Raw genomic sequence first — 22,975 nt, forward strand, 5'->3', positions numbered from 1 at the left:
TCCCCCGAAGAAGGGCGCTTGCGCCCCGGAAGTTTGGGCTGGAATCCAAACTTCCGTTGCCTCACTGCCCCTCGACCCCGCGATTTTTTGAAAAAAATCGAGTAAAACTTTTGGTTGAAACAAAGCAACGGCGCGGATTCGACCGCGCCGTTTGCTCTTTATCGATTGTGTTTTTTGGCTTCCATCGCGAGCAGCGCGTCGCGGCGGGAGAGGTTGATTCTGCCCTGCTGGTCGATCTCGGTGACCTTGACGATCACCTCGTCGCCGACCGCGACCACGTCCTCGACCTTCTCGACCCGGCCCATATCCAGCTTGGAGATGTGGACAAGTCCTTCTTTGCCCGGTGCAAGCTCGACGAATGCGCCGAAGTTCATCAGACGGGTGACCTTGCCTTTATAGATCGCGCCGACCTCGGGATCGTTGACGATCGTCTCGATGATCGAGATGGCGCGGCGGATACCGTCCGCGCTGGTGGAGGAGACGACCACTGTCCCATCATCGTCAATGTCGATCTTGACGCCGCAGTCAGCCGAAATCTTCTGGATCACCTTGCCGCCGGACCCGATCACCTCACGGATTTTGTCCGGATGGATCCGGATCGACTGCACCTTGGGCGCATATTTTGAAAGCTCAGGCCGCACCTCGGGGATCGCCTTGAGCATGATCTCATTGAGGATATACATACGGGCGGTGTAGGTCTTTTCAAACGCCTCTTTAATCATATCATAGGTCAGGCCGTCGATCTTGAGGTCCATCTGGATTGCGGTGATGCCGTTTTTGGTGCCGCCGACCTTGAAGTCCATATCCCCGAAGAAATCCTCAAGTCCCTGGATATCGACCATGGTCATCCAGCGGTCGCCTTCGGTGATGAGACCGCAGGAGATGCCCGCAACCGGCTCCTTGATCGGGACGCCCGCATCCATCAGCGCGAGGGTGGAGCCGCAGATCGAGCCCTGCGAAGTGGAACCGTTGGAGGAGAGCACCTCCGAGACCAGGCGGATGGTGTAGGGGAACTCCTCGACCGACGGGATCACCGGCTCGAGCGCGCGCTCGGCCAGAGCGCCGTGACCGATCTCGCGGCGTCCGGGGCCTCTCGAGGGACGGGTTTCGCCGACCGAATAGGACGGGAAATTGTAGTGGTGGATATAGCGCTTCTGCTCCTGGTCGTCGATACCGTCCAGCTTCTGCGCCTCGCTGATCGTGCCGAGGGTAGCGATGGTCAGCACCTGGGTCTGGCCGCGGGTGAACATACCCGAGCCGTGGACGCGGGGCAGCAGCGAAACCTCTGCGGCGAGCGGACGGATCTCGTCCATCTTGCGGCCGTCCACCCGCTTCTGCTCGTCGAGCAGCCAGCGGCGGACAATCTTTTTCTGGAGCTTGTAGAGCACCTCGTCCAGCACCGCAGGGTTTTCGGTTTTTTCGTCGAATGCCGCGTGTACCCGGTCGACAATCGGGGCAAGCCGCTCGTCACGGATCACCTTGTTGTCGGTATCGAGTGCGAATTTGACATCCTCGGCGCAGAACGCCTCCACCTCGTCGAACAGGTCGTGCGGGACCTCCATCGACTCAAAGGTAAATTTGGGCTTGCCGATCTCGGCCTGTACCTGCTTGATGAACCGGACCATCTTTTTGATCTCCTCATGGCCCTTGATGATCGCGTCGAGCATAACCTCATTAGAGACCTCGTTCGCGCCCGCCTCGATCATGCAGATGACATCCTCATTGGCGGCGACGGTGAGGTTGAGGTCGCTCATCCGGCGCTGTTCGGCGTCCGGGCAGACGATGATTTCCCCGTTCACCAGCCCGATGTTTGCGCCTGCAATCGGCCCGTTCCAGGGGATATCCGAGATCGAGAGGGCAAATGAGGTACCGATCATGCCGGCAATCTCGGGCAGACAGTCGGGATCGACCGACATCACTGTCATAACGACCGAGCAGTCATTGCGCATGTCCTTGGGGAAGAGGGGGCGGATCGGGCGGTCAACCAGGCGGGAAGCCAGGATCGCCTTGTCTGACGGGCGGGATTCCCGCTTGATAAACGAACCGGGGATCTTCCCGACCGAGTAGAGCTTCTCTTCGAAATCGACCGAGAGGGGGAAGAAGTCGATCCCCTCGCGCGGCTTGGCGGATGCGGTGACGTTGACGAGCACGACCGTCTCGCCCCAGCGCACCAGCACCGAGCCGTTGGACAGGCCGCACATCTTGCCGGTCTCGAACGTCATGGGGCGTCCGCCGAACGTGGTTTCATAAATCTTGAAATTTTCAAACATGTTACAGTTTCCTCCGTTTCCATTCTTCAAAATTTTCACGGAGCCGGGAACTCTTTAGCAAGTATCTCAACATGCCGGAGCGGTTCCGGGATGCTCAGATAACTGCTAAAAGTGTCGCCGCGGCCCCGTCGTTTCTGGGCTGTGGGATACGCACAGGAAGGCAGACGGTCGATCCGCCTGCCTTCCCTCCATTTCTGTTACTTACGCAGACCCAGCTTCGCAATCAGTGCGCGATAGCGGTTGATGTCCTTTTTCGCAAGATAGCTCAGCATATTCCGTCTTTTACCGACCATCTTCAGCAGACCGCGGTTGCTGTGGTGGTCCTTCGGGTGAAGTTTGCAGTGGGCGGTCAGGTCGTTGATCCGTTTGGTCAGGATCGCAATCTGTACCTCCGGCGAGCCGGTGTCGTTTTCATGCTGTTTGTTTGCAAGAATAACTTCCTGCTTTTCTTCTTTGCGCATCATGGCTGTTGTCACCTCAGATTAAAATTTCGTCCGCTTTCTCAGGGGCAGGCGGGTGATTTCCCTGCCTGAAGCAGGCTTGCAGTCCTGTCTCCGGGAAATGGCCGTTTCGAAGGATCATTATACCATAGTTTAGGCAGCTTGTAAAGCATCCATACAGGCCTTTTTGTGGATTTGTGGGTAAAAACGAGGAAAACAGTGGATTCCAACGACCGGATTCGTATTTTAAGGACGCTCTCCAGGCCTGCTTTTCCCTTTAGAGGGAATTTTTTCGTCTGAAACATCTTTTGGCATCCTTCTGGAGACAACGAAAGAACCGCGGACAAGACATCCGATGGCGGCTCAGCCTCGCTCCCAGACTCCGATCCGTCCCGGCAGACGGTCACCTGGCCGGTCGGGGGCCGGTTTCCGGCTGGGTTCGGACTCGGTGATGAAGGGGAGGACCTTCTCCTGCCAGACCGCATACCCTTCCTTGCTCAGATGCAGCCCGTCGAGCTGGTAGTCATACGCGAGCTGCCAGGAGGACTGGTCGAGCATGGGGAAAAACAGGTCGATGTATTCCAGCCCTCGCTCCTCCGCCATCTGCCGGATCGAGCGGTTGACTTGTTCGAGCAGCCGGTTATCCGGCAGGGTGCGTATATCGGTTCGGACCGGCAGCAGGCTCTGGACATAGATGCGGGTTTCGGGCATCGCCTGCTGAAGCCGGTCGAGCAGCCCTGCATAATCTGCACAGACCTCCCTGGGGGCACGCTCGCTGAGGTCATTGATCCCGACCAGCAGAAAGAGTTTCCGAGGCCGCAGGGCAACGACCTGGTCCAGCCGGGCTTCCAGACCGGCGATCCGATCGCCGTCGATCCCGCGGTTGGCGATTTTCAGCGTCTGGGAAAGGGCCTGCCAATCCCCCCGGTAGGTCAGGCTGTCCCCGAAAAAGACAAGATCCGCGGTTTCCCCGCGCGGCTCATATTCCTTCAGCATTTGGGCATATCCCTGTGCATAGCTTTCCCCCCGTGTTTGTGCCAGCTGATCCAGATAGAACGCCTTGTCCGGGTCCGCATGGCGCACCCCGTAGGCGGTCAGGGACAGCGCTGCGCAAACAAGCAGGGCGGCTGCCGCTCCCCATCGCAAAAAAATCCCTCCATTCACATCTTTCGACCGGATTCGACTTTGAACCCTGAAAAAAATCCCCTCCCAGAGGGGCCGGATAGGTGCTTACAAAAGCTGATAGTTGGTGAGAACCTCGCGATGGGTCAGCCATCCAAGGCATTTTTCCAGCATCACCCCATAGCGGGTGTCGGTTCCATAGCTGAAAGTGGTCTTGATCGCCAGTTCGACAAAGCAGGTTGCCCGGTCCATTGCCATGGGGAAGCTGTCCCCGGTGAGCATCGCGCCGGTGAGCACGCTCGCGAAGATGTCCCCTGTGCCGGGATAGGAGGTCGGCACATAGTCATAGTTTACACACCAGTAGGCGTTCTGACGGCGGTCATAGCCCACGTTGGCGCACTCGCCGGAAGCCAGCTCCGCCCCGGTAATCACCACATACCGCGGCCCAAGCTCGGAGAGCCGCGCCATCATGCTTTTAAGCTGCTGGCGGGTGAGCGGCTCGTGACGGTAGGTCTCCCCCAAGAGCAGGTACGCCTCGGTCAGATTCGGGGTGATGACCGCTGCCGACCGTACCAGAAGGCGGATCTGCTCTACCAGTTCAGGGGTATAGGTGCGGTAGAGCTTGCCATGATCCCCCATCACCGGGTCCACCACCGCAAGCGCGTCCGGATAGGCGGAGATGAAGGATTTCATGTCGCCCGCCTGGGAGGGCCTGGAGAGGAATCCTGAATAGATGCCCTCCAGATCGACCGACAGCCGCTGGTAATGCTCCACAGTGGGATAGATATAGTCGGAGAGGTCGCGGTGCACCAGCTCGCCAAGCCCGCCGGTGTGGGTGGACATGACCGCAGTAGGGATCGGGCAGACCTGCACGCCCATCGCGGATAGGGTGGGGATCACCACTGCGAGCGAGCTGCGCCCAAACCCGGCCAGCGCGTGGATTGCCGCGACTCTCGGCGGACGGTTGTTCATAAACGGACACCTGCACTTTCCTCGGTTTTGAAAAGATTCTGGAAATTTGTTTTTCATCGGTACAGCCTGTAGATTTGCCCTGCGAACCGGGCAAACTAGTTCAGGCGGATTCCGCCCGGGCCGACCGGAAAGGGAAGCTCTGAAACATTGAAATAGGGAGGTGGATCAGGATGAACAAAGCAGCTACCACAGCGATGACCGGTGTTGCAGTTGCGATGGCAGCGGGGACTGCGGCATATATGCTCTCCGGACATGGCAAAAACAGCACCGGCAAAAAGCTCAAACGCAACGCAACCAAGGCGGTCAAGACGCTTGGGAACGTGCTGGACAGCGTGGAATATCTCATGCATTGAGCGGGAAGGGAGGCTTTCGGCTGCGAAAGGCTCCCTTCTTTATATGTTCGGCGCAGCGGGCGCCGTCCCTTTACAAAAGGAACGGCGGGCAAGCGATTAAATCCCGATCTGGCCTTCAGGCAGAACCCGGCGGCTGGAAGGCTCTCTGCGCATTGCGAGCGAGAGCAGGAACGAGACCGGCCCGAGCCTGCCCATATACATCAGCAGGATGAGCAGCCCGCGTGAAATCTGGCTTGCGGCACCGGTCACCCCCACCGAGATTCCGACCGTCGCAAAAGCGGAAACACTCTCGTAAAACGCGTCAATCCCGCTGATCTCGGCAGCCCCGTCGGTGAGCATCACACAGGCCGCGCTCATCGCGACCGCAGACAGCCCCATCAGTACGACCGCCAGCGATTTGTAGACCGTCCCGTGGTCCAGCCGCCGCCGGAAGACGACGACCTCCTCATCCCCGCGGGCAACCGAGCAGACGGTCGCAACCAGGACAACCGCAGTCGTACATTTGATGCCTCCCCCGGTCGAGCTGGGTGCAGCGCCGATAAACATGAACAGTGCGGAGAGGACCTTGGTGCTTCCCCGCATCAGGTCGCAGGGGAACGAGTTGAACCCTGCGGTGCGGCAGGTCACCGAATAGAACCAGGCGGCTCCCAGGCGCTGCGCGTTGTTTGGCAGTGCGCCGAGGGTGGCCGGGTTGGTCCACTCACAGGCCAGCGTCATGAGCATACCGGAAAGGAGCAGGATGCCGGTTGCCGCCAGCACCACCCGGGTGTGGAGCAGCAGGGTGCGGGTGCGGCGGTACTGGAACAGGTCGTAATAGACCACAAAACCAAGCCCGCCGGCAATAATCAGCGCGCTGACCGTCCCCATGATCAACGGGTTTCCGTTATAGTTGGTGAGCGAAGAGAACAGACCCTGACCGCCGAACAGGTCAAAGCCCGCATTGCAGAATGCCGAAACCGCGGTAAAGATCGAAAAAAAGATGCCTTGCGCACCGTACTGCGGCACCAGCGCGATCATCAGCAGGAGTGCGCCGGCCCCCTCCGCAGCGAGCGCGCCGCCCACCACCAGCCGGAGCAGCGGACGTATGGTGAATTCCTGCGTACCGATAGATTCGCGCGCGAGGTCGAGGTTTCGGCGTTCCAGCCGCCGGCCGACCGCCATGGAAAAAAAGCTGGTCATCGTCACCAGCCCGAGGCCGCCGGTCTGGATCAGCAGCAGAATCACACACTGTCCGAATCCGGTCCAATGGGTGTAAGTATCATAGATTACCAGCCCGGTGACACAGGTTGCCGAGGTGGCGGTGAACAGGCAGTCGAGCAGCGGGGTCCAGCTGCCATCCCGGCTGGAGGCCGGCAGCATCAGCAGGAAAGTCCCGATGAGGATCACCATTGCAAAGCTGACCGCGATGATCCGGGCCGGAAACCGGAAGAGGAACCGGAACCGCGCCTCCTTCCGTCCGCGCCCAAACGGCTCCGGGCGGGAGATGCGGACCGGGAACGACCCGGTCACGGCTCCCTTTTGACCGTGAGAAACCGCTTGGCTTCCCGGATCAGGTTTTTGTCATTGCGGAAGGTGACCAGCCCGTCCGCCTCATCCAGCAGGCACCAGCGGTAGTCGCTGATCTCCTCCTCCTGTTTGGTGACAGTGTCATCCGCTTCCGGGCTTGCCAGAAAATAAACCACCTGCTTTTTGACATGCGGCTTGGGAAAATATTCAACACTCTGCCGGAACCCGTCCATCAGGCGCACATCCAGCCCGGTCTCCTCCTTGATCTCCCGCAGAGCGGTTTGCAGCTCGTTTTCTCCCGATTCGACATGCCCCTTGGGGAAAGACCAGTGGCCGCCGCTTTTATGCTTAATCAGCAAAAGCTCATATTTTTCCTTTCGTTTGCGGTAGACCAGCGCACCGCACGATTTTTCACGCAACATTTTAATCGTCCTTCCTGCCGCGGCGCCGGACCGCGCCGCATGCCTCCTGTGTGCAGAACACGAAATTATGCTGTTCAGGGCCTGTACGGAACCCTTCCGGAGCGGTAAAAAAACCGGCTGACCATTGTAGATGCGGGTCCGAAATACAGGGCTTTTAATAATATACCACGTTTGGGGCCGGTTTAAAAGTAGTATTTTCTGTTTTTTGCAGAGCGCAGCCAGCGCTTAAAACCACATTGGCTCTGCGCCCTGAAAATGTGGCGCCGGGCCATTCTGATAGGGGTCGTAGCGGTTTTCGTTGCAGCCAAACTCCTTCAAAAAGCGGATTTTGCAGTCTGCCGTCCATTGGATCAGCGATATTCCATCAAAGGACTCTGTCCTCCCGCCATCCACAGTATTTTTAAAATACCATTCCACAACCGTTTGCTCCCCCTTGTGGAAAAATTGCCTGATCTCCCATTGCAGAACGGTCCCGCGTGTGTTCCACTCGTCGAACCAGAGCCTGATTTTTTCGATCCCGTGGTATTCGGGCCCCCAGCTTTCGATGTAAACCGCGTGCTCGTCAAAAATCGCTTCGATCCCCACATTGCTTTTTTGGAGCCACATCGCAAACCACGACCGTATGACAGCCTCCCGTTTATCGGTTTTATCCATAGAGCGCTCCTTTCAAGATGCCGCGTACAGGGCACCTGTATTCAGCTATTTTCCAGACCGGCGCTGAATAAAATGATTATAGCATACGCGGCGGGATACGCGCAAGGGACCGCCCTGCCCGGCTCATAGAGTGCTGTTCAGCAGTGAGATGTCCCCCCCTTCGGGAAGGCAGGCTGTACATCAGCCGATTTTTTAAAATTTTATCTCCACAAACAGGGATATTTGTGCTATACTGTTTTTGTTCCAACAATTTTCTGATAAAAAGAGGGTCTGTATGAATCTGCTTCGTAAACTGCTGCGTGGAATCTATTATTTCTGCGTAGGCATCAAAACCGCATGTTCCGATCTGATCGAATGGTACACCTCCAACAAGAATATCCCCCGCCCCCTGCGAAACCGGGCGTCCTTGCTGGTGCTCCTGCTGGCCGTGGCCGCTGGCGGTTGGGGTCTGGCTTCGATGCTGGGAAGCGGCGGCATTGAGGGGCGTCAGGTCTCCGCAAAACCGGATGAAACTTCGAGCAGCCAGGAAGAGCCTGCATCTTCCTCCACGCCGGAACAGTCGGAACCGGAGGAGTCCACGCCGGAGCCCGAGCCGGAGGAAGACAGTTCCTCCGAGCCGGCAGAGCAGGCGGAAAAGGTTGACGCGGTTGCAGCTGCGACACGGTATCAGCCGATTACCGCTGAAAAATTGTCCGCCACGATCACCGAGCGGGTAAATCAATATTATGAAGCAGGTATCGTATCCAATGAGGGAGGCGGCTCCGCCGGTGCGGGAGTTGTCTATACCCCGCCTGCATCGGGCGACATCGCGGCATGGAAGGCGATCAACCCGGATGTACGGGGGTGGATTTCGATTTCCAATACCAACATCAGCTATCCGGTGGTTGTGGGGCCGTATACCGACTACTATACCCATCGGGACGTCTATAAAAATGCAAGCCGCAACGGGTGCATCTGGTTCGATTCGGATACCCGGTTCGATTCCAAGGGGGAAATCCTCTCGCAGAATGCGGTGATCTACGGCCATAACTGGACCAACTGCTGGAGGCCGGTCAATATCGGGAATCCGAACGATGTGATGTTCGCACAGCTTGCGGCATACGACAATGCTGCATTTGCCGCCGCCAACCCGTATATCCGGGTTACCACCCAGGGCGGAGACCACCTTTATCAGGTGTTTAGCGTCTTTTACACTACGCTCGATTTTGCCTACAATTATGCGGACGGTTCGACCATCCCGGGGATCATCAGCACCGCGAAAGCTAAGAGCATCCACAACTTCAATGTCTCGGTCGGCTCGAGCGACCAGTTTATCACCCTGTCGACCTGTACCCGGATCCTGGGGCAGCAGCTGGGTGAGAACCAGCGGTTTGTGGTGATGGCGAAGAAGATTTCCTAATCCGGCGTATTTCCCACAGGAGAACAAAACCATGTTGAAAGATTTGATATTTGGCATCCTCCGTCCTTTCCTGACCGCCTATGCACTGATACGGTATGGGAGCATCTGGGGGTTAAAGGAACATCTGATGCGCCGCCCGAGCAAGCTGCTCCGCCTGACCTATGGCCACTTCTTTTTGCAGCGGGGGAGTTTTGTCGGGCTGACGAGCGAAATTGCGGGGGTACCATGTTTCCCACACGGGATTCAGGGGATTTTCATTTCGAATACGGCAAAGCTCGGTAAGGACGTGGTAATCTTCCAGCAAGTGACGATCGGGTCGAACAATCTGCCCGATACCAAAAAGCCGGGCAGCCCAACGATCGGAAACAATGTCTATATCGGGGTTGGAGCCAAGGTCATCGGGGGAATCACAATCGGGGACAACTGCCGGATTGGAGCGAATGCGGTGGTTTATGAGGATATGCCGCCGAATTCGGTCGCGGTCTGCGCGGCGACCCGGATCATCTCCAAAGATGGCGAACCGCTCGACAATACCTACCGCACGACCCTCGATGGGGTGGATTACGTTTTCCAAGACGGCAGGCTGCACAGAGCGGAACCGTCGTAATGGAACATTCGGGCAAGTTTTGCAAGCGTGAGGGAATTTGGTTTTTTGGGTTTCTGGAATCCCATGAAAGTGGAGGCTGCTGAAAGAGCCGCCCTGGTCAAAGGGAGAGATCAACCAAAGGCCGTATCACCGGTTCGGGTGATACGGCCTTTTTGCAAAGCAGGGTATAGAGGCAAAACAGGAGGAAGCTGCACTATACCTTAACCAGGCCGGTATTTGCAGCGGCATCCCTGTCAAGAACCAGCGTCGCATGGGGATGCCGGCGCAGGATGCTGGCGGGGCAGGCTTCTGTAATCGGGCCGCAGAGGGTGTGATATACCGCCTGCGCCTTTGTGGGGCCGGGGACGGTGATAACCAGCGTGGCCTCGGGAGGGGTAAGCTGCGGGATGGTCAGGGTGACTGCCTGCCGGGGCACCTCCTCCAGGGACGCGAAGCAGCCGTCGTGAACCTGCTGGGCCCTGCAAACCTCGTCCATATTCGAAATTTTAACCCTGGCGGGATCATGGAAATCCGCAACGCCCGGATCGTTAAACGCCAGATGCCCGTTTTCTCCGATCCCCTCGAAGATCACGTCGGGGGGATACGCTTCAAGCAGGGCGGCATATCGTGCACATTCGGCTGCGGGGTCGTCCGCCTGCCCATTGATATAATGGACTGACCGGAATCCCGCATGCTGGAAGAGGTGCTCCTTTAGGTAGTTGCCGAACCCCTGCGGGGCGTCGGGGGCAAGTCCGAGGTATTCGTCCATGTGGAATGCATGGATCCGGCCGAAGTCCAGACCGGAAGTGAGCAGGGCGGCATACAGTTCGAGCTGCGAGGGTGCGGACCCCAGGATGATGTTGACCGACTCCCGCTCTTTCAGCAGCTCCCTGATCCGGGCAGCGCCCAGGTCCGCAGCAGCCTGCCCCATTTCTTTACGCGTGGCATAGACAGAAACCTCCAGAAGGTCGATCTTCTGTTGTGCGATTGGAACCATACGTTTTCTCCTTTCAGATTGTGGAACCGGAGGCAAGGCCTCCTGCCCGCCGGATGACCGCACCGCCCATGAGTGAGAAACCTGTTTCATAATCAGGGGATGCCGGATGGGCGAGGGATTTTGCTGCCCTGCGAGGCGAAAAAACGCAGACAATACTTTGTGTATTGCAAGGTTTTTCAACGCGGCAGGTCGGCAAAAGGCCCGCCCAGACGGTATCAAATGGTTGTGAATACGGGTTCTGATATAGCATATGCCGGTGGCGGCAGCCTGATTTCAATTTATCATAGCATTTTCAGACATCAAGTACAAGAGAGGGGCTGCTCCCAAAAGATAGAACAAGTTCGAAGAAACCCGCTCCGCCACAGGACATGGCGAAGCGGGTTTCCCCTATTTTGAGGAGTGGAGATCATAATGGAAGGACTGGAAAAGGCTCAGACGATCCTTTTCCAGTCTGCTTTCAAGAGTCCTGATTGGATTCGATTTTGGTCGGCGTACTTAGAACCGCGATGCAGGCCACTGTCCCGGCAACACCTAGATACAGGAGCAGCGGGGTCATCGAATGAAGATAGTACATCACCGCGCCGATCGGTATGAATGCGTTGAAGAGGAACAGGAGAACCAGCATATAAACCCGTCCGATGAATTTCCCATGTTTGGAATCCAGAAATTTCTGCATGTTCATTATTCCGGCCACACTCCTAACTTACTCATGATAAAGGTGATAAAGACGATATTGAGGATCGAAATGCAGATCAAGATGCCTGCATTGAAAAACCGGCTCTGGATAACCCGTTTGCCGAGGTAGCGGGTATCGTTTCCGAGCAGATACCAGGAGTTCCCGCTGATCCAGTTGAACAGGCTCTGCATGGCGGCAACGGTGACAACGATCATAACCGGCTTGCCAAAGAATGCGCCCAGGAAGCCGATCTGTGGGGCGAGGACAACCACCGGATGGTACCACGCCTTGGGATCGCGCTTGACATTGGTGGACTGATAGAACGAGGTCGCACAGGTGACGCTGAGGCCGATCATGGAGGAAACGACCAGCGCAATGATCCCGATGTAGAATCCGACCTGGATCCACACGCTCGGGATAACGCCTACCAGCGCGTCACACAGCTCACCCGACGAGGTGGGGATGCCGGGTTTTCCAGAGAATGCCTCGGCGAATGCGATCGAGACAAACGAGAGGATCAGGGTGACCGGCAGCAGGCCGCCGAAGAAGGCGTCGAACCGTCCAAGCGTCTCGTGTTCCTCCGAGTATCCTCTCGAGATCATCCCGTTGTTGAACAGGACCCAGTCCATAACACCGATGGTAGCAGTCATCGAGCCGATCAGCATGATGATGCCATCCATTCCCGAAGGGAGCTTCGGGATCAGCAGGCCCTTCACCATAGCGGGGAGGTTGATACCGGTCACGCAGATAACCGCGCCGAACACCAGCAGCATAATCCCGATCATGACCTTCATGGCGTTCTCAACAAATTTGACCGCCTTGGGATTCTCGCCGCTTCCGTACATCAGCGAGAGCGGGACTGAGATTGCGACCAGAACGATCCAGCTTATGCTCTTGGGGATTGGCAGCCCCGCCACCTGGAACAGGGAGGTAAGCGCGTCCGATCCAAGCGCATATTGTCCAAAGGTGTATACGATAGAGGCGATAAAGCAGGCGACCAGTCCGGTGGCAAAACTGCCGAAGAATTTCCCATGGAATTTGTCCTGCGCCTCAATGACATTCATCTCCGAGCCGGTGACAAACCGGGTGGCAAGCGCCAGCATAAAGATGCCGAATGCAAATGAGTAGAGCGGGATCCAGAGCATGTCGTATCCATAGGCGGCGCCCAACGTGACCGAACTGGCGAATGAGCCGGCCCCCAGTGTAAACGCGGCGTTCATAAAGCCAGGGCCGGACAGTTTTACATAGCCCATGAAGCGTTTGGTGGACGGCTGTTTTTTCAGTTCCTTCAGGTAGGCTTTTTCCCTGATCGCCTGCTCGGTATAGCGCGGGTTGACAACCTCAACCGGCTTGTTTTGCGATTCATGGCTCATAATAAACGACCTCCTCTTCCTATAGCTTTGTAACGATCATCTCACACGGGGCATCCGGGCCATCGGTGAACAATCTGGGCCGTTCGAACCGGATATTCCCAAAAATCGCCTGATTCAGTGCGAGGTCGATTTCCTCGCAGTAGAGCTTCCCAACCTGCTCCAGCCCCAACGCGCGAAAGGCGGTGGAAAACGGGCAGATGCGGTTGACCTCCCGCAGGCAGTTGCCTTCCACCTGGCTTTCGCAGTCCCACGCCTGGTTGGGTGGGTAATCGGAATATGCTTCCGCGTTTTCAAAGGTCAGCTCTTTGCCATCCGCGAGGATGTTTGCCCTGATTGCCTCGCCGCGCATCAGGCCATATCTTCGGACAGCCTTGCGCACAATTTGGGAGCCCTCTTCCTCGCCGCAATTTCTGAGAACCTCATCCGCAATCAGCGCAAAGAGTTTTGCTGTCATCTCGGTGGCTTTTCCAACCGGATCGTTCGGGTTAAACATGGTTGCCCCTCCTTCTTTGTTCAGATTTGCCCTTTTAAACAGCAAAAAATGTGCCAATTTTTTAAGATGGCAGAATCATACAGAACGGAAAGAAAAATATGGATATTACTTCCAATTCAAAGAAAAATCAATAAAATTTGTAAAACAATCATAAAATCTTTTTCCTTTCCAAACGATTTGCGCTGCATTTGCAGGATGCCTGTCATGAAATTTCATGATAGAGCAAAATCGGATAAAAAAGAAAAAGATTCCTTGACGGGGCAGTTTGGCAAAACAGGCAGGTTGACAGTCAACAGGCGGCGAAGACCCAGGACAGCAGTGCATCATTGGGAGGAGGCGGATGCAAAAAGTGCAGCTTCCGCAGAAGCTGCACTCAAGCAGATTGTGATGGTTCGATTTTCGTGCAGGACGCATTTCCAAACGGGTCACGGAGGGTATAGTCAAACCGCACAAGCGTTTCCTGTTGGGGATGCTGCGGGTCAAGCGGGTCGAAGGGGAACAGCTCGACCCATTCCTGCGGACCGGGCTTGCCGGGCAGGAGCAGCCTGCGCCGGGGTTCATTCCCGGCTGCGCAGTGTTCGGGCAGGCGGCGCGGGCGCTCGTGCAGGCAGAGGTCAAGCCGCATCAGCCAGGAAAAGACCTCCGGGTCGCAGCCCTGCTCGACCGCGAACGTGAACAACAGGTCGTAGCAGGCATATTTTCCCACATTCTGTGCGGGCATCCGCTCGCTAAGTGCAAGAAACATCCGGAATGGCGAGGGACAGTCCCGCAGCAGGCAGGCAAGCTGGTTTTGGAACCGTCCGCTGTTGTAGTAAAGCTCGGTCATCTCCTCCACCCGTTTGATCCGGCAGATCTCATGAAACGAAAGCTGTGGGGTTTGCAGGATTTCATACGGCGGCGTTTCGCTGTAGACCAGCCCATACTGTTCCCGCTGTTCGTAAAGCCGGGAGCCGCGCAGCAGCTTGAGAAACCCAAGCTGGAGCTGATGGGGGCGCATCGCAAATACCTCGTCGTAGCTCTGCGCGAACCGTTCGAATCCTTCGAGCGGGAGTCCGGCGATCAGGTCGAGATGCTGGTGGATATTCCCGAACGCACCCACTGTGCAGACATTATCCCGGAGCGTTTGCAGGTCGGTCGGGCGCGCAGCGGCGGCAAGCGCAGCGGCGCAGGTCGACTGCACCCCGATTTCGAATTGAAACAGGCCCGGACGCACCGTTTGCAGCAGCCGGAGCTGGTCCGGCGTGGTCAGGTCGCCGCCCAGCTCCATCTGGAAGGAGGTATATCCGTTGTCATGCGCGGCGAGATACTGCCAGATAGCAGACGCGCGGTCCGGCCGGAGATTGAATGTCCGGTCAACAAATTTTACCTGCATCACCCGCGCGTCGAGCAGTTTTTGCAGATCGTCAAAGACGAGCGGCAGCGAGCGGAACCGCACCGTCCGGTCGGCGGAGGAGAGGCAGTAGGAGCAGCCGTACGGACAGCCGCGCGATGATTCATAATAGAGTACCCGGTTGGGGAGGGATGCAAGGTCGCTGTATGGGAATGGGAGCGCGTCCAGGTCAGCAAACCGGCTGGCGCGGAAAATCCCGCGCGGATGCGGTTCTGACAATACCTGCGCGAGGATCGGCTCCCCCTCGCCGCAGAGGATGCCGTCCGCCCATCCGTAACGGGCGAGCCGGTCTTCCGGGTCGAAGCTGACCTCCGGCCCGCCCAGAAGGATTGGAATGTCCGGGAAGAGGGCGCGAAATTCCGAACCAAGCTGCTCGACCTGCCGGATGTTCCAGATATAACAGGAAAAGAGCAGCCGGCCGGGCGTGCGGGAGACAATGTCCGCGAGGATCTCCCGCACCGGCTGGTTGATGGTATATTCCACGAATGCGGCAGGAATCCCCGCTGCATCAAGTGCCAGCTTGAGGGACCGCACCGCGAGATTGGTGTGGCTGAATCTGGCGTTGACCGCTACCAGCAGCGTTTTTTTCATCGCTGTCTGCCTCCTTTCCGGAACCCGCGGTACCACAGTTTTTCAAACAAAGGGGCTTTTTCACTTGCCAAAAGCCCCCTCTTGCCGCTTCACAGGATAAAGTATTTCGCTCATTGCGATGAGCGACCAGAGGCGCTGCCTTTGGAAACCGCAATTTTTCGAGAAAAATCGAGTAAAGCTTCAGATGTGAAACGTCTGGCAGCAACAATGGGTGCGGGTCCTTATTTTTTCGGCTTTTTCATGGTCAGCGAGATACGTTTTTTCGGCAGATCGACGCCCAGCACCCAGACGGTGACAATGTCCCCCACCTTGAGCACCTCGCTCGGATGCCGGATATACCGGTTGGTGATCTGCGAGATGTGCACCAGCCCATCCTGATGCACCCCGATGTCGACAAATACGCCGAAGTCGATCACGTTCCGCACCGTTCCCTGAAGCTCCATCCCCTCTTTGAGATCCTTCATATCCAGGATATCGCTGCGCAGCATGGGCGGGGGAAGTTCATCCCGCAGGTCACGGCCGGGCTTGAGCAGTTCGGCGGCAATATCCCGCAAGGTCGGCGCCCCAACCCCGCATTCCGCCGCAACCTGTTCCTCCCCGGCAGCCTTGATCTGTGCGGGCAGCTCAGAAAGGCGGTTGCCGGCTGCATCTTCAAGGGTATATCCGAACCGGTCAAGCAGCGCTTTTGCGCCTGCATAGGATTCGGGATGCACACCGGTACTGTCCAGCAGGTTGTTCGCGTGGGGAATCCGGAGGAATCCCGCGCACTGTTCAAACGCTTTCGGCCCCAGCTTGGGCACCTTTTTAAGCTGGGTGCGGCTGGTGAATGCGCCGTTTTCCTCCCGGTAGGTCACGATGTTTTTGGCAACTGTGCCCGAAAGCCCTGCCACATATCCCAAAAGCGACGCCGACGCGGTATTCAGGTCAACCCCAACCCGGTTTACGCAGTCCTCAACCACACCGGTCAGCGTCTCATCCAACCGCTTCTGGGGCATGTCATGCTGGTACTGTCCCACACCGACCGATTTCGGGTCGATCTTGACCAGTTCAGCGAGAGGGTCCTGAAGCCGCCGCGCAATCGAAACCGCGCTGCGCAGCGAGACATCGAAGTCGGGGAACTCCTGTGCTCCCAGTTTGGACGCCGAATAGACCGATGCGCCCGCCTCGTTGACCATCATGTAGGAAAGCCCGCAGTCCATCTCGCGGATCAGCTCTGCGGCGAACAGCTCGCTCTCCTTGGAGGCGGTGCCGTTCCCGATCGAGAGGACGTCCACATGGTGTTTGCGGATGAGCGCGCCGAGCTTTTGTTTGGCTTCGGCAACCTTGTTCTGGGGCGGGGTCGGGTAGACGACAGCGGTGTCGAGCACCTTCCCGGTTGGGTCAACCACCGCAATCTTGCAGCCGGTGCGGTAGGCCGGGTCGATCGCCAGCACCGTTTTCCCCTTGACCGGCGGCTGCATCAGCAGTGCTTTCAGGTTTACCCCAAAATTTTTAATCGCCTGTTCGTTGGCGGTCTCGGTCAGATCCGAGCGCACCTCCCGTTCGAGAGAGGGGTGGATCAGACGTTTATAGGCATCGGAAACCGCCTCCAACACCAGCGGGGTGGTGATGCTCCCCTTCTTCACAAAGAGTCCGGAAAGCAGGCCCACGGCATAACCGCTGTCCACCTCGACGGAAGCTTTGAGAAAACCTTCCTTTTCACCGCGGTTGACAGCCAGTATCCGGTGGCTGGGCATCCGGGAGACCGGCTCCGCATAATCGGCGTACATCGCATAGACGCCCGCGTCCTCCCCGACAGAGACGGTTTTCAGCACCGCGTTTTTCTGGTAGTACTGACGCAGCAGCAGACGTCCCTGCGCGCTGTCCGAAAACTGCTCGGCGAGGATGTCCGACGCACCTGCCAGCGCATCCTCCGGCGTAGGGACGCCCTTTTCCGGATCAACAAATGGCTCCGCCAGAGCCTGCACGCTCCCGGAGGTCCTGTCCTGCGCAAGCAGAAGCTCGGCGAGCGGCTCCAGCCCCCGTTCCTTCGCGACCGTTGCGCGGGTGCGCCGCTTCTGCTTATAAGGACGGTAGATGTCCTCAAGGCGGGCCAATGTTTCGGCTGCCGCAATATCGGCTTCCAGTTCGGGGGTCAGCTTGCCCTGCTCGGCGATCGCTCCGGAAACCTCCTCCCGGCGTTTTTGCAGGCCGCGCAGATAGTCAACCCGCTCGGAAAGCTCCCGCAGAACCTGATCGTCACAGGAACCGGTCTGCTCCTTCCGGTAGCGCGCGATAAACGGGATGGTATTGCCCTCATCGATCAGGGCGATGATATTTTCCACCAGTTTTTGTGCGATGTGAAATTCGCTTGAGAGAATCGCAGAAAAGTCCATACGTCAACTCCAAATCTTTCTAAAAAGTTTCGCCAGCCTTTTCAAAGGCTGCGGTTTCCAAAGGCAGAGCCTTTGGTCGCTCATCGCAATGAGCGAAATCCTTTATCCTGTGAAGCGCGTTTTTCGGGTGAATTGGCTCTGACTTGCGGTCAGAGCCAAGAGGGGGCTTTTTACAAGAGAAAAAGCCCCCTGAGAATCTGTGTAAATCCCGGACGGGAGCATCCCGAAAAGCGGTCAGCGTCCGTCATTCCGTCTGCGGAGCAGGAGCCAGACCGCCAGACAGGCTGCCGCGAGGGCCGCAAACAACCCGGCGATGACCTCCGGCCGCATCCACCACTGTGTGGGGATGGATGTAATAAAGATCGCAGTCGGACCGTCCGCACCGCCGATGATCCCGATACTGGCCGCTTCCCCCGAATGGATCAGCTCCGGTGCGGCCGTTGCCAGCGCTTTATGCAGCAGCCACCTCTGGAACAGCCGGTCAGCGAGCAGGGTGAGTATCCCAAGCGCGGCAAAGACGATCGCACCGATTCGGGCGAACTTTCCCAGCCGCTTCATCGGGCTTCCTCCGGCTTGACCATCCATACCACCAGCAGAAAGACATACGCCAGCAGGATACAGATGGTGGCTATGATCCGCAGGGTGGCGCCCCACCGCTGTTCCCCGATCCAGATGACCGTAGAATGGCGGGCCCCTCCGATAATCCCAGCCCGCGCAGCCCGTTTTTGGTTTCTGTCCGCCGCCCAGCTGTAGAGATGCAGGAACAGCTTGTACACCGGCTCCACCAGGGCGGTCACGATTCCGGCCAGTGCAAAAAAGCGCACGCCCATCCGGGCGCAGGATTCCAATCCGCAATGTTTCATTTTATTCTCCTTTTTGTTTTATAAAATTGATTTTATCCAATCTGTTTTAAAACCTGTATTCATATGAACGCTGGTTTTCCATCTTTCCCCAAAACCCTAGATGAACCCCAGAGAGCGGAGCAGAAAGACATAGACAAACATGGTCACGAGGGAACCGGCGGTGGTCCAGACCACAATCTGTCCGGCAAGCTCACTGTCGCCGCCCATCTCCTGCGCCATGGTGAACGAGCTGACCGCTGTGGGCGCACCGAAGGCGATCAGCAGCCCGACCAGTTCGGCGCCCCGATAGCCCGCCGCGATGCTGGCGGCCACACCGGCCACCGGCACCAGTACCAGCCGCGCGACAAGCACGATCAGAAGCTGACGCTTGTGTCCGCGCGGCAGGCCGAAATCGACCGAGCCGCCGAGGATAATCAGCGCGAGCGGGGTGCCTAGCTTCCCGAAATCGCTGAGCGCGGTATAGACTGCCTGCGGAATCCCGATGCCCAGCCCCCAGAACAGCAGCCCGATTGCCGAACCGATCACCAGCGGGTTGTGCAGGATGCCCCGCAGGATTTTGCGTGGGGCGGGCTTCTGTCCCCGGAAGATCTCGAGGACGACCACCGACAGGATATTGATGGTCGGGACCACGACCGCAACTGCCAGCGCAACCGTCCCGACCTCGTCGGGGCAGAGGATCATCCCGATCGGCAGGCCAAAGATCACCGAGTTGCCCCGCATGATCCCCTGTATCATCACCCCGCGGCGGGCGTTTTCCGGCTCGATCCGCGGGATGATCACGAGCATGATGAGGCAGACGAGTACCGTTCCCGCAAAGGTAAACGCCAGAAAGGACGGCTGCGCCATATTTTTGTGGCTGGTGTTATAGATGCTCATGGCGAGCGAAACCGGCAGGAAGGTCCTGAAGGTGACCTTGTTCATAATGTCGAGGGTGCGCTGGTCAAAGAGGTTGATCCGTTTCATCAGCTTGCCTGAGAGCATCAGCAGAAAAAGCGGAAGAACGACGTTTACCGATGTAGCCAGATGTTCCATGTTGTTTCCTCCGTTGACAGAGTCCGGTCAGTTGTCCGGCATCCCCTGGGTCCCAAGCCGTTCGAGCTTCCGGTAGAGGGTGCGCAGGCTGATCCCAAGCGCCTTGGCAATCTGCGTTTTCCCCTCCAGCGTATACCCAAACTGGTCCAGCAGATCCTGAATCCGTTTCTGCTCCTCGATCTGGAGCAGCTTTTTTTCGGTTGCAGCCTGCATCCGTCCGCTCCGGTCGCGCATACTGGGCGGCAGGTCCTCGACGGTCACGACCTCGTTCTCGCAGAGGTTGACGGTATATTCCACCACATTCTGCACCTCCCGGACATTCCCCCGCCATTCGTAGCTCAGGAACAGCCGCTCCACCTGCTCGTCAAACCGCTTCACAGGGGTATTCATCCGCTGCCGGAGGGATTCCAGGCAATGGGCGGCGATCGGCAGGATGTCGCTGGTGCGTTGGCGCAGCGGGGGCACCTCGAGGTTGATGACACCGATCCGGTAGTAGAGGTCCGCCCGGAACCGCCCGTCCGCGATCATCTCGGACAGGTCGCGGTTGGTCGCCGCGATCACCCGGATATTGAGCGGGATTTTTTCAGCCGATCCCACCCGCTCCAACTCGTACTCCTGCAAAACCCGCAGCAGTTTGGGCTGCATTGAGAGCGGCAGTTCCCCCAGCTCGTCGAGGAACAGGGTGCCGCCCTGCGCCATCTCGATCTTCCCGATCTTGCCGCCCTTCTTCGCCCCGGTGAACGCGCCCTCCTCATAGCCAAACAGCTCACTCTCGAAAAGGGTTTCGGGCACGCTGGAACAGTTGACCGCCACAAACGGGTATTTCCGGCGGCTGCTCTGCTCGTGGATGGCGCGGGCAGCCAGCTCCTTTCCGGTGCCGGTCTCCCCGCAGATCAGGATCGGGGTCGGGCTGTCCGCGAGCCGGCGGATCATCCGCTGGAGCTGCTGGGTTTCCGGGCTGGTCCCGATGATCCGGCTCACATAGTCCGGCTGGTTTTCCGGGCCGTAGGTCTCGTCCGAAAACCGCACCGCTACCGACATCAGCTCCCGGTCCACGTAGATCGGCCGGGTGGTGAGCTTGGCGCGGAACCCGCCCATTGAAACCTCTTTTTCCTGAAACACAATCCCCCGCAGCACCTTGCGCACCGTAGTTTCCGGCAGGATGTGCCGCAGGGAAGCGGTCGAGAGCCTGCAAAAGCTGAGGCTGTGCGCCGCCGCTTCGTTATACTGGGTGATGACCCCGTTGGAATCCGCGAGCAGCAATGGGTCCCGGGAGACGTTGAACGCCTCCTGCACCAACATCTCAAAGCTGCCTGTCTGCGCCAGCCCCTCCCGGCTGCGCACCAGCCCGCCGATCAGCCCGGCAAGCTCGGTCAATGCGTCCAGATAGGTCTGGGTATTCCCGCTGATCCGGGCGTGCCCCTCCCTGGTAAACGAGGTCAGGGTGACTACGCCGATCACCGCGCCGTCCGCCTTGATGCAGCAGAGCAGCTCGACGGTTGCAGGGCAGTTGTCCTTAAACCGGCAGCCAACACAGGTCTGCATCTCCCCGGGCGTATTGACCAGCACGCTGCCATAGTTCATCACCTCATTGATCGAGGGGCTATGCACCGCCTTCCCCTTTTTTTTGAGATAGACCGGCGTGCCGCAGATCAGGTTGGAGCCGCTGTCAAATACCGCGACCTCCGCTTTCAGCGCATTGGCAGCGCCGTTAATCAGCCGTTCAATTGGCTGTTTTACCTCCCCCAGACGGTTCATCCCGCACCCCCTCCCGGATTCTGTTAAGCGCTTCCTCTCATATAGTACATTTTATCCGGTTTGACAATTCTGTCAAGGCATCTGCCGGATTTGCCATCTGGCAATCTGTTTGACAACCATCTGGCAAAAAAAGAGCGGCGCCCGTATAAAATCCCCTGTTTACGGCGATTTTGTGTGTTCTTGCGGTTTGGCACGAATATTGCTTTATTCTTTTTCAGACAATCAGAACCCCATATCCGGCATGGATCGGGTACAGAATCGCAAAAAGGATGAAAAAGGAGGGCTTTTCCCCATGAAAGGTTTCGACAACCACCCCTATATCCCCAACTCCGCACCGGAAATTCAGGCGGAGATGCTCCGCGAGATCGGCCTGGCCTCGCTGGAGGAGCTGCATAAAAATGTCCCGGACGCGCTCAAACTCAAAGATACCATGAAGCTGCCCCGCGCGTTCGGTTCGGAATACGAGCTGCGCCGGCATGTTGAAGGTCTGCTCGGCAAAAACACCGACTGCAAAAAGAACCTGAACTTTCTCGGCGCGGGCTGCTGGCAGCACTATGTCCCCGCGCTCTGCGACGAGGTCAACTCCCGCGGCGAGTTCCTGACCGGCTACGGCGGCGAGCCGTACAACGAGCTGGGGCGGTTCCAGTCGCTTTTTGAGTATGCGAGCATGGTCGCAGAGCTGGTGGACATGGAGGTGGTCAACGTCCCGACGATGGACTGGGCACAGGCCGCTGCCACCACCGCGCGGATGGCGCAGCGGATCACAAACCGCACCGAGGTGATCGTCCCCACGCTGATCGACCCGGAAAAGTTCGCGGTCATGGAAAACTACTGCCGCGCGAGCGTCCGGTTTGTCCGGGTAAACTGCAACGGCAAGGGGCAGATCGACCTCGACGACCTGAAATCCAAGGTGAATTCCAACACAGCGGGGGTCTACTTTGAAAACCCGGGCTATCTCGGCGTCATCGAGGAGCATGGGCAGGAGATTTCCGACCTGATACATGCGGCGGGCGGACTGAGCCTGGTCGGCGTGGACCCGATCTCGCTGGGCGTGCTGGCAACACCCCCTTCCTATGGCGCGGACATCGTCTGCGGCGATCTCCAGCCGCTTGGCATCCATATGAACTACGGCGGCGGGCAGTCGGGCTTTATGGCCACCCGCGACGAGGAAAAATTCGTCATGGAGTTCCCCTCCCGCCTGTTCGGCATTGCCCCGACCAGCCAGCCGGGCGAGTACGGCTTCGGCGACGTCGCGTACGACCGAACCTCGTTCGGCCACCACCGCGAGCATGGCAAGGAGTATGTCGGCACACAGAGCGCGCTCTGGGGGATCACTGCGGGGGTCTATCTCGCCACGATGGGCCCCAGAGGGATGGAAGAGGTTGGAGAAACAATCCTGTATAACGCCCAGTACGCGGCCAAAAAGCTGGCCGAGCTGCCGAACATCCGGGTGAACCGGTTTGGGAGCTGCTTCTTCAAAGAGTTTGTGGTTGACTTCTCCGAGACCGGAAAGACGGTCGCCGAGATCAACCGGTCGCTGCTGGCACAGGGCATCTTTGGCGGGAAGGACCTTTCAAACGAGTTCCCGCAGTTTGGACAGTCGGCCCTCTACTGCGTGACCGAAATCCACACACAGGACGACATCGAACGGCTGGTGTCTGCGGTCGCGCAGGCGGCCCGATAAATCGAGAAAGGGATGAGTA

21 protein-coding genes are annotated in these 22,975 nt (G+C 57.9%); 4 read left to right on the forward strand and 17 right to left on the reverse strand.

What is annotated here, in order from left to right:
• Nucleotides 1-158: 158 nt before the first annotated feature.
• The 4 genes from D5269_RS10615 to D5269_RS10630 form a co-directional block, all read right to left on the reverse strand.
• Nucleotides 159-2,270 (reverse strand): polyribonucleotide nucleotidyltransferase, encoded by a 2,112-nt coding sequence (locus tag D5269_RS10615; RefSeq protein WP_120485362.1) that lies wholly within the window; start codon nt 2,268-2,270, stop codon nt 159-161.
• Between the two features lie 197 nt (nt 2,271-2,467).
• Entirely contained in the window at nt 2,468-2,734 is a 267-nt protein-coding gene (rpsO, locus tag D5269_RS10620; RefSeq protein WP_016317704.1) for a 30S ribosomal protein S15, read from the reverse strand.
• A gap of 339 nt (nt 2,735-3,073) precedes the next feature.
• A complete protein-coding gene (locus tag D5269_RS10625) occupies nt 3,074-3,856 on the reverse strand; it encodes a GDSL-type esterase/lipase family protein (protein WP_016317705.1) in 783 nt (260 codons plus the stop codon).
• 84 nt (nt 3,857-3,940) lie between these two features.
• Entirely contained in the window at nt 3,941-4,804 is an 864-nt protein-coding gene (locus D5269_RS10630) for a pyridoxamine kinase (protein WP_120485363.1), read from the reverse strand.
• A gap of 170 nt (nt 4,805-4,974) precedes the next feature.
• Here D5269_RS10630 and D5269_RS10635 point away from each other — a divergent pair, with 170 nt between their 5' ends.
• On the forward strand, nt 4,975-5,157 hold the full coding sequence (locus tag D5269_RS10635; RefSeq protein ID WP_016317707.1) for a hypothetical protein: 183 nt from the start codon (nt 4,975-4,977) through the stop codon (nt 5,155-5,157).
• Between the two features lie 96 nt (nt 5,158-5,253).
• On the opposite strand, the gene D5269_RS10640 is transcribed toward D5269_RS10635, so the two are convergent.
• The 3 genes from D5269_RS10640 to D5269_RS10650 all read right to left on the reverse strand — a co-directional run bounded on the left by D5269_RS10640 (nt 5,254) and on the right by D5269_RS10650 (nt 7,739).
• On the reverse strand, nt 5,254-6,666 hold the full coding sequence (locus tag D5269_RS10640; RefSeq protein ID WP_243126786.1) for a potassium transporter TrkG: 1,413 nt from the start codon (nt 6,664-6,666) through the stop codon (nt 5,254-5,256).
• A complete protein-coding gene (locus D5269_RS10645; RefSeq protein WP_016317709.1) occupies nt 6,663-7,085 on the reverse strand; it encodes an NUDIX domain-containing protein in 423 nt (140 codons plus the stop codon). The genes D5269_RS10640 and D5269_RS10645 overlap by 4 nt, the downstream gene beginning before the upstream one ends.
• A gap of 225 nt (nt 7,086-7,310) precedes the next feature.
• A complete protein-coding gene (locus tag D5269_RS10650) occupies nt 7,311-7,739 on the reverse strand; it encodes a nuclear transport factor 2 family protein (protein ID WP_016317710.1) in 429 nt (142 codons plus the stop codon).
• 274 nt (nt 7,740-8,013) lie between these two features.
• Between D5269_RS10650 and D5269_RS10655 the strand changes: the two genes are divergently transcribed.
• Both D5269_RS10655 and D5269_RS10660 read left to right on the forward strand, forming a co-directional pair.
• A complete protein-coding gene (locus D5269_RS10655) occupies nt 8,014-9,138 on the forward strand; it encodes a class B sortase (protein ID WP_016317711.1) in 1,125 nt (374 codons plus the stop codon).
• 31 nt (nt 9,139-9,169) lie between these two features.
• The gene (locus tag D5269_RS10660) at nt 9,170-9,745 is read left to right on the forward strand and encodes a serine acetyltransferase (RefSeq protein WP_016317712.1); all 576 of its coding nucleotides are present in this window, start codon (nt 9,170-9,172) and stop codon (nt 9,743-9,745) included.
• A 193-nt stretch (nt 9,746-9,938) separates the two neighbouring features.
• On the opposite strand, the gene D5269_RS10665 is transcribed toward D5269_RS10660, so the two are convergent.
• From D5269_RS10665 to D5269_RS10710, 10 genes are all read right to left on the reverse strand, one after another.
• A complete protein-coding gene (locus D5269_RS10665) occupies nt 9,939-10,721 on the reverse strand; it encodes a glucosamine-6-phosphate deaminase (protein ID WP_120485364.1) in 783 nt (260 codons plus the stop codon).
• A gap of 457 nt (nt 10,722-11,178) precedes the next feature.
• Nucleotides 11,179-11,403, reverse strand: coding sequence for a hypothetical protein (locus D5269_RS10670; RefSeq protein ID WP_016317714.1), 225 nt, complete (start codon nt 11,401-11,403; stop codon nt 11,179-11,181).
• Nucleotides 11,403-12,770, reverse strand: coding sequence for a divalent metal cation transporter (locus tag D5269_RS10675; RefSeq protein ID WP_120485365.1), 1,368 nt, complete (start codon nt 12,768-12,770; stop codon nt 11,403-11,405). Before D5269_RS10675 ends, D5269_RS10670 begins: the two co-directional genes overlap by 1 nt.
• A 19-nt stretch (nt 12,771-12,789) precedes the next feature.
• Nucleotides 12,790-13,263: an L-2-amino-thiazoline-4-carboxylic acid hydrolase gene (locus tag D5269_RS10680; RefSeq protein ID WP_120485366.1), complete on the reverse strand. Its 474-nt coding sequence runs from the start codon at nt 13,261-13,263 to the stop codon at nt 12,790-12,792.
• A 373-nt stretch (nt 13,264-13,636) separates the two neighbouring features.
• Complete coding sequence (locus D5269_RS10685) at nt 13,637-15,244, reverse strand: DUF4080 domain-containing protein (RefSeq protein ID WP_120485367.1); 1,608 nt, start codon at nt 15,242-15,244, stop codon at nt 13,637-13,639.
• Between the two features lie 221 nt (nt 15,245-15,465).
• The gene (locus D5269_RS10690) at nt 15,466-17,619 is read right to left on the reverse strand and encodes a Tex family protein (RefSeq protein WP_120485368.1); all 2,154 of its coding nucleotides are present in this window, start codon (nt 17,617-17,619) and stop codon (nt 15,466-15,468) included.
• Between the two features lie 234 nt (nt 17,620-17,853).
• Entirely contained in the window at nt 17,854-18,177 is a 324-nt protein-coding gene (locus D5269_RS18325) for a sodium ion-translocating decarboxylase subunit beta (RefSeq protein WP_120485369.1), read from the reverse strand.
• Complete coding sequence (locus D5269_RS10700) at nt 18,174-18,482, reverse strand: hypothetical protein (protein ID WP_120485370.1); 309 nt, start codon at nt 18,480-18,482, stop codon at nt 18,174-18,176. Before D5269_RS10700 ends, D5269_RS18325 begins: the two co-directional genes overlap by 4 nt.
• 96 nt (nt 18,483-18,578) lie before the next feature.
• The gene (locus D5269_RS10705; protein ID WP_120485371.1) at nt 18,579-19,514 is read right to left on the reverse strand and encodes an AEC family transporter; all 936 of its coding nucleotides are present in this window, start codon (nt 19,512-19,514) and stop codon (nt 18,579-18,581) included.
• 27 nt (nt 19,515-19,541) lie between these two features.
• Complete coding sequence (locus tag D5269_RS10710; RefSeq protein ID WP_120485372.1) at nt 19,542-21,272, reverse strand: sigma 54-interacting transcriptional regulator; 1,731 nt, start codon at nt 21,270-21,272, stop codon at nt 19,542-19,544.
• A 292-nt stretch (nt 21,273-21,564) separates the two neighbouring features.
• Here D5269_RS10710 and gcvPA point away from each other — a divergent pair, with 292 nt between their 5' ends.
• Nucleotides 21,565-22,956 carry an aminomethyl-transferring glycine dehydrogenase subunit GcvPA gene (gcvPA, locus tag D5269_RS10715; RefSeq protein WP_120485373.1) on the forward strand — a complete coding sequence of 464 codons (1,392 nt, stop codon included), beginning with the start codon at nt 21,565-21,567 and terminating at the stop codon, nt 22,954-22,956.
• The last annotated feature ends 19 nt before the right edge of the window (nt 22,957-22,975 follow it).

The sequence above is a fragment of the Anaerotruncus sp. 1XD42-93 genome, assembly GCF_009917605.1.
GTDB lineage: Bacteria > Bacillota > Clostridia > Oscillospirales > Ruminococcaceae > Anaerotruncus.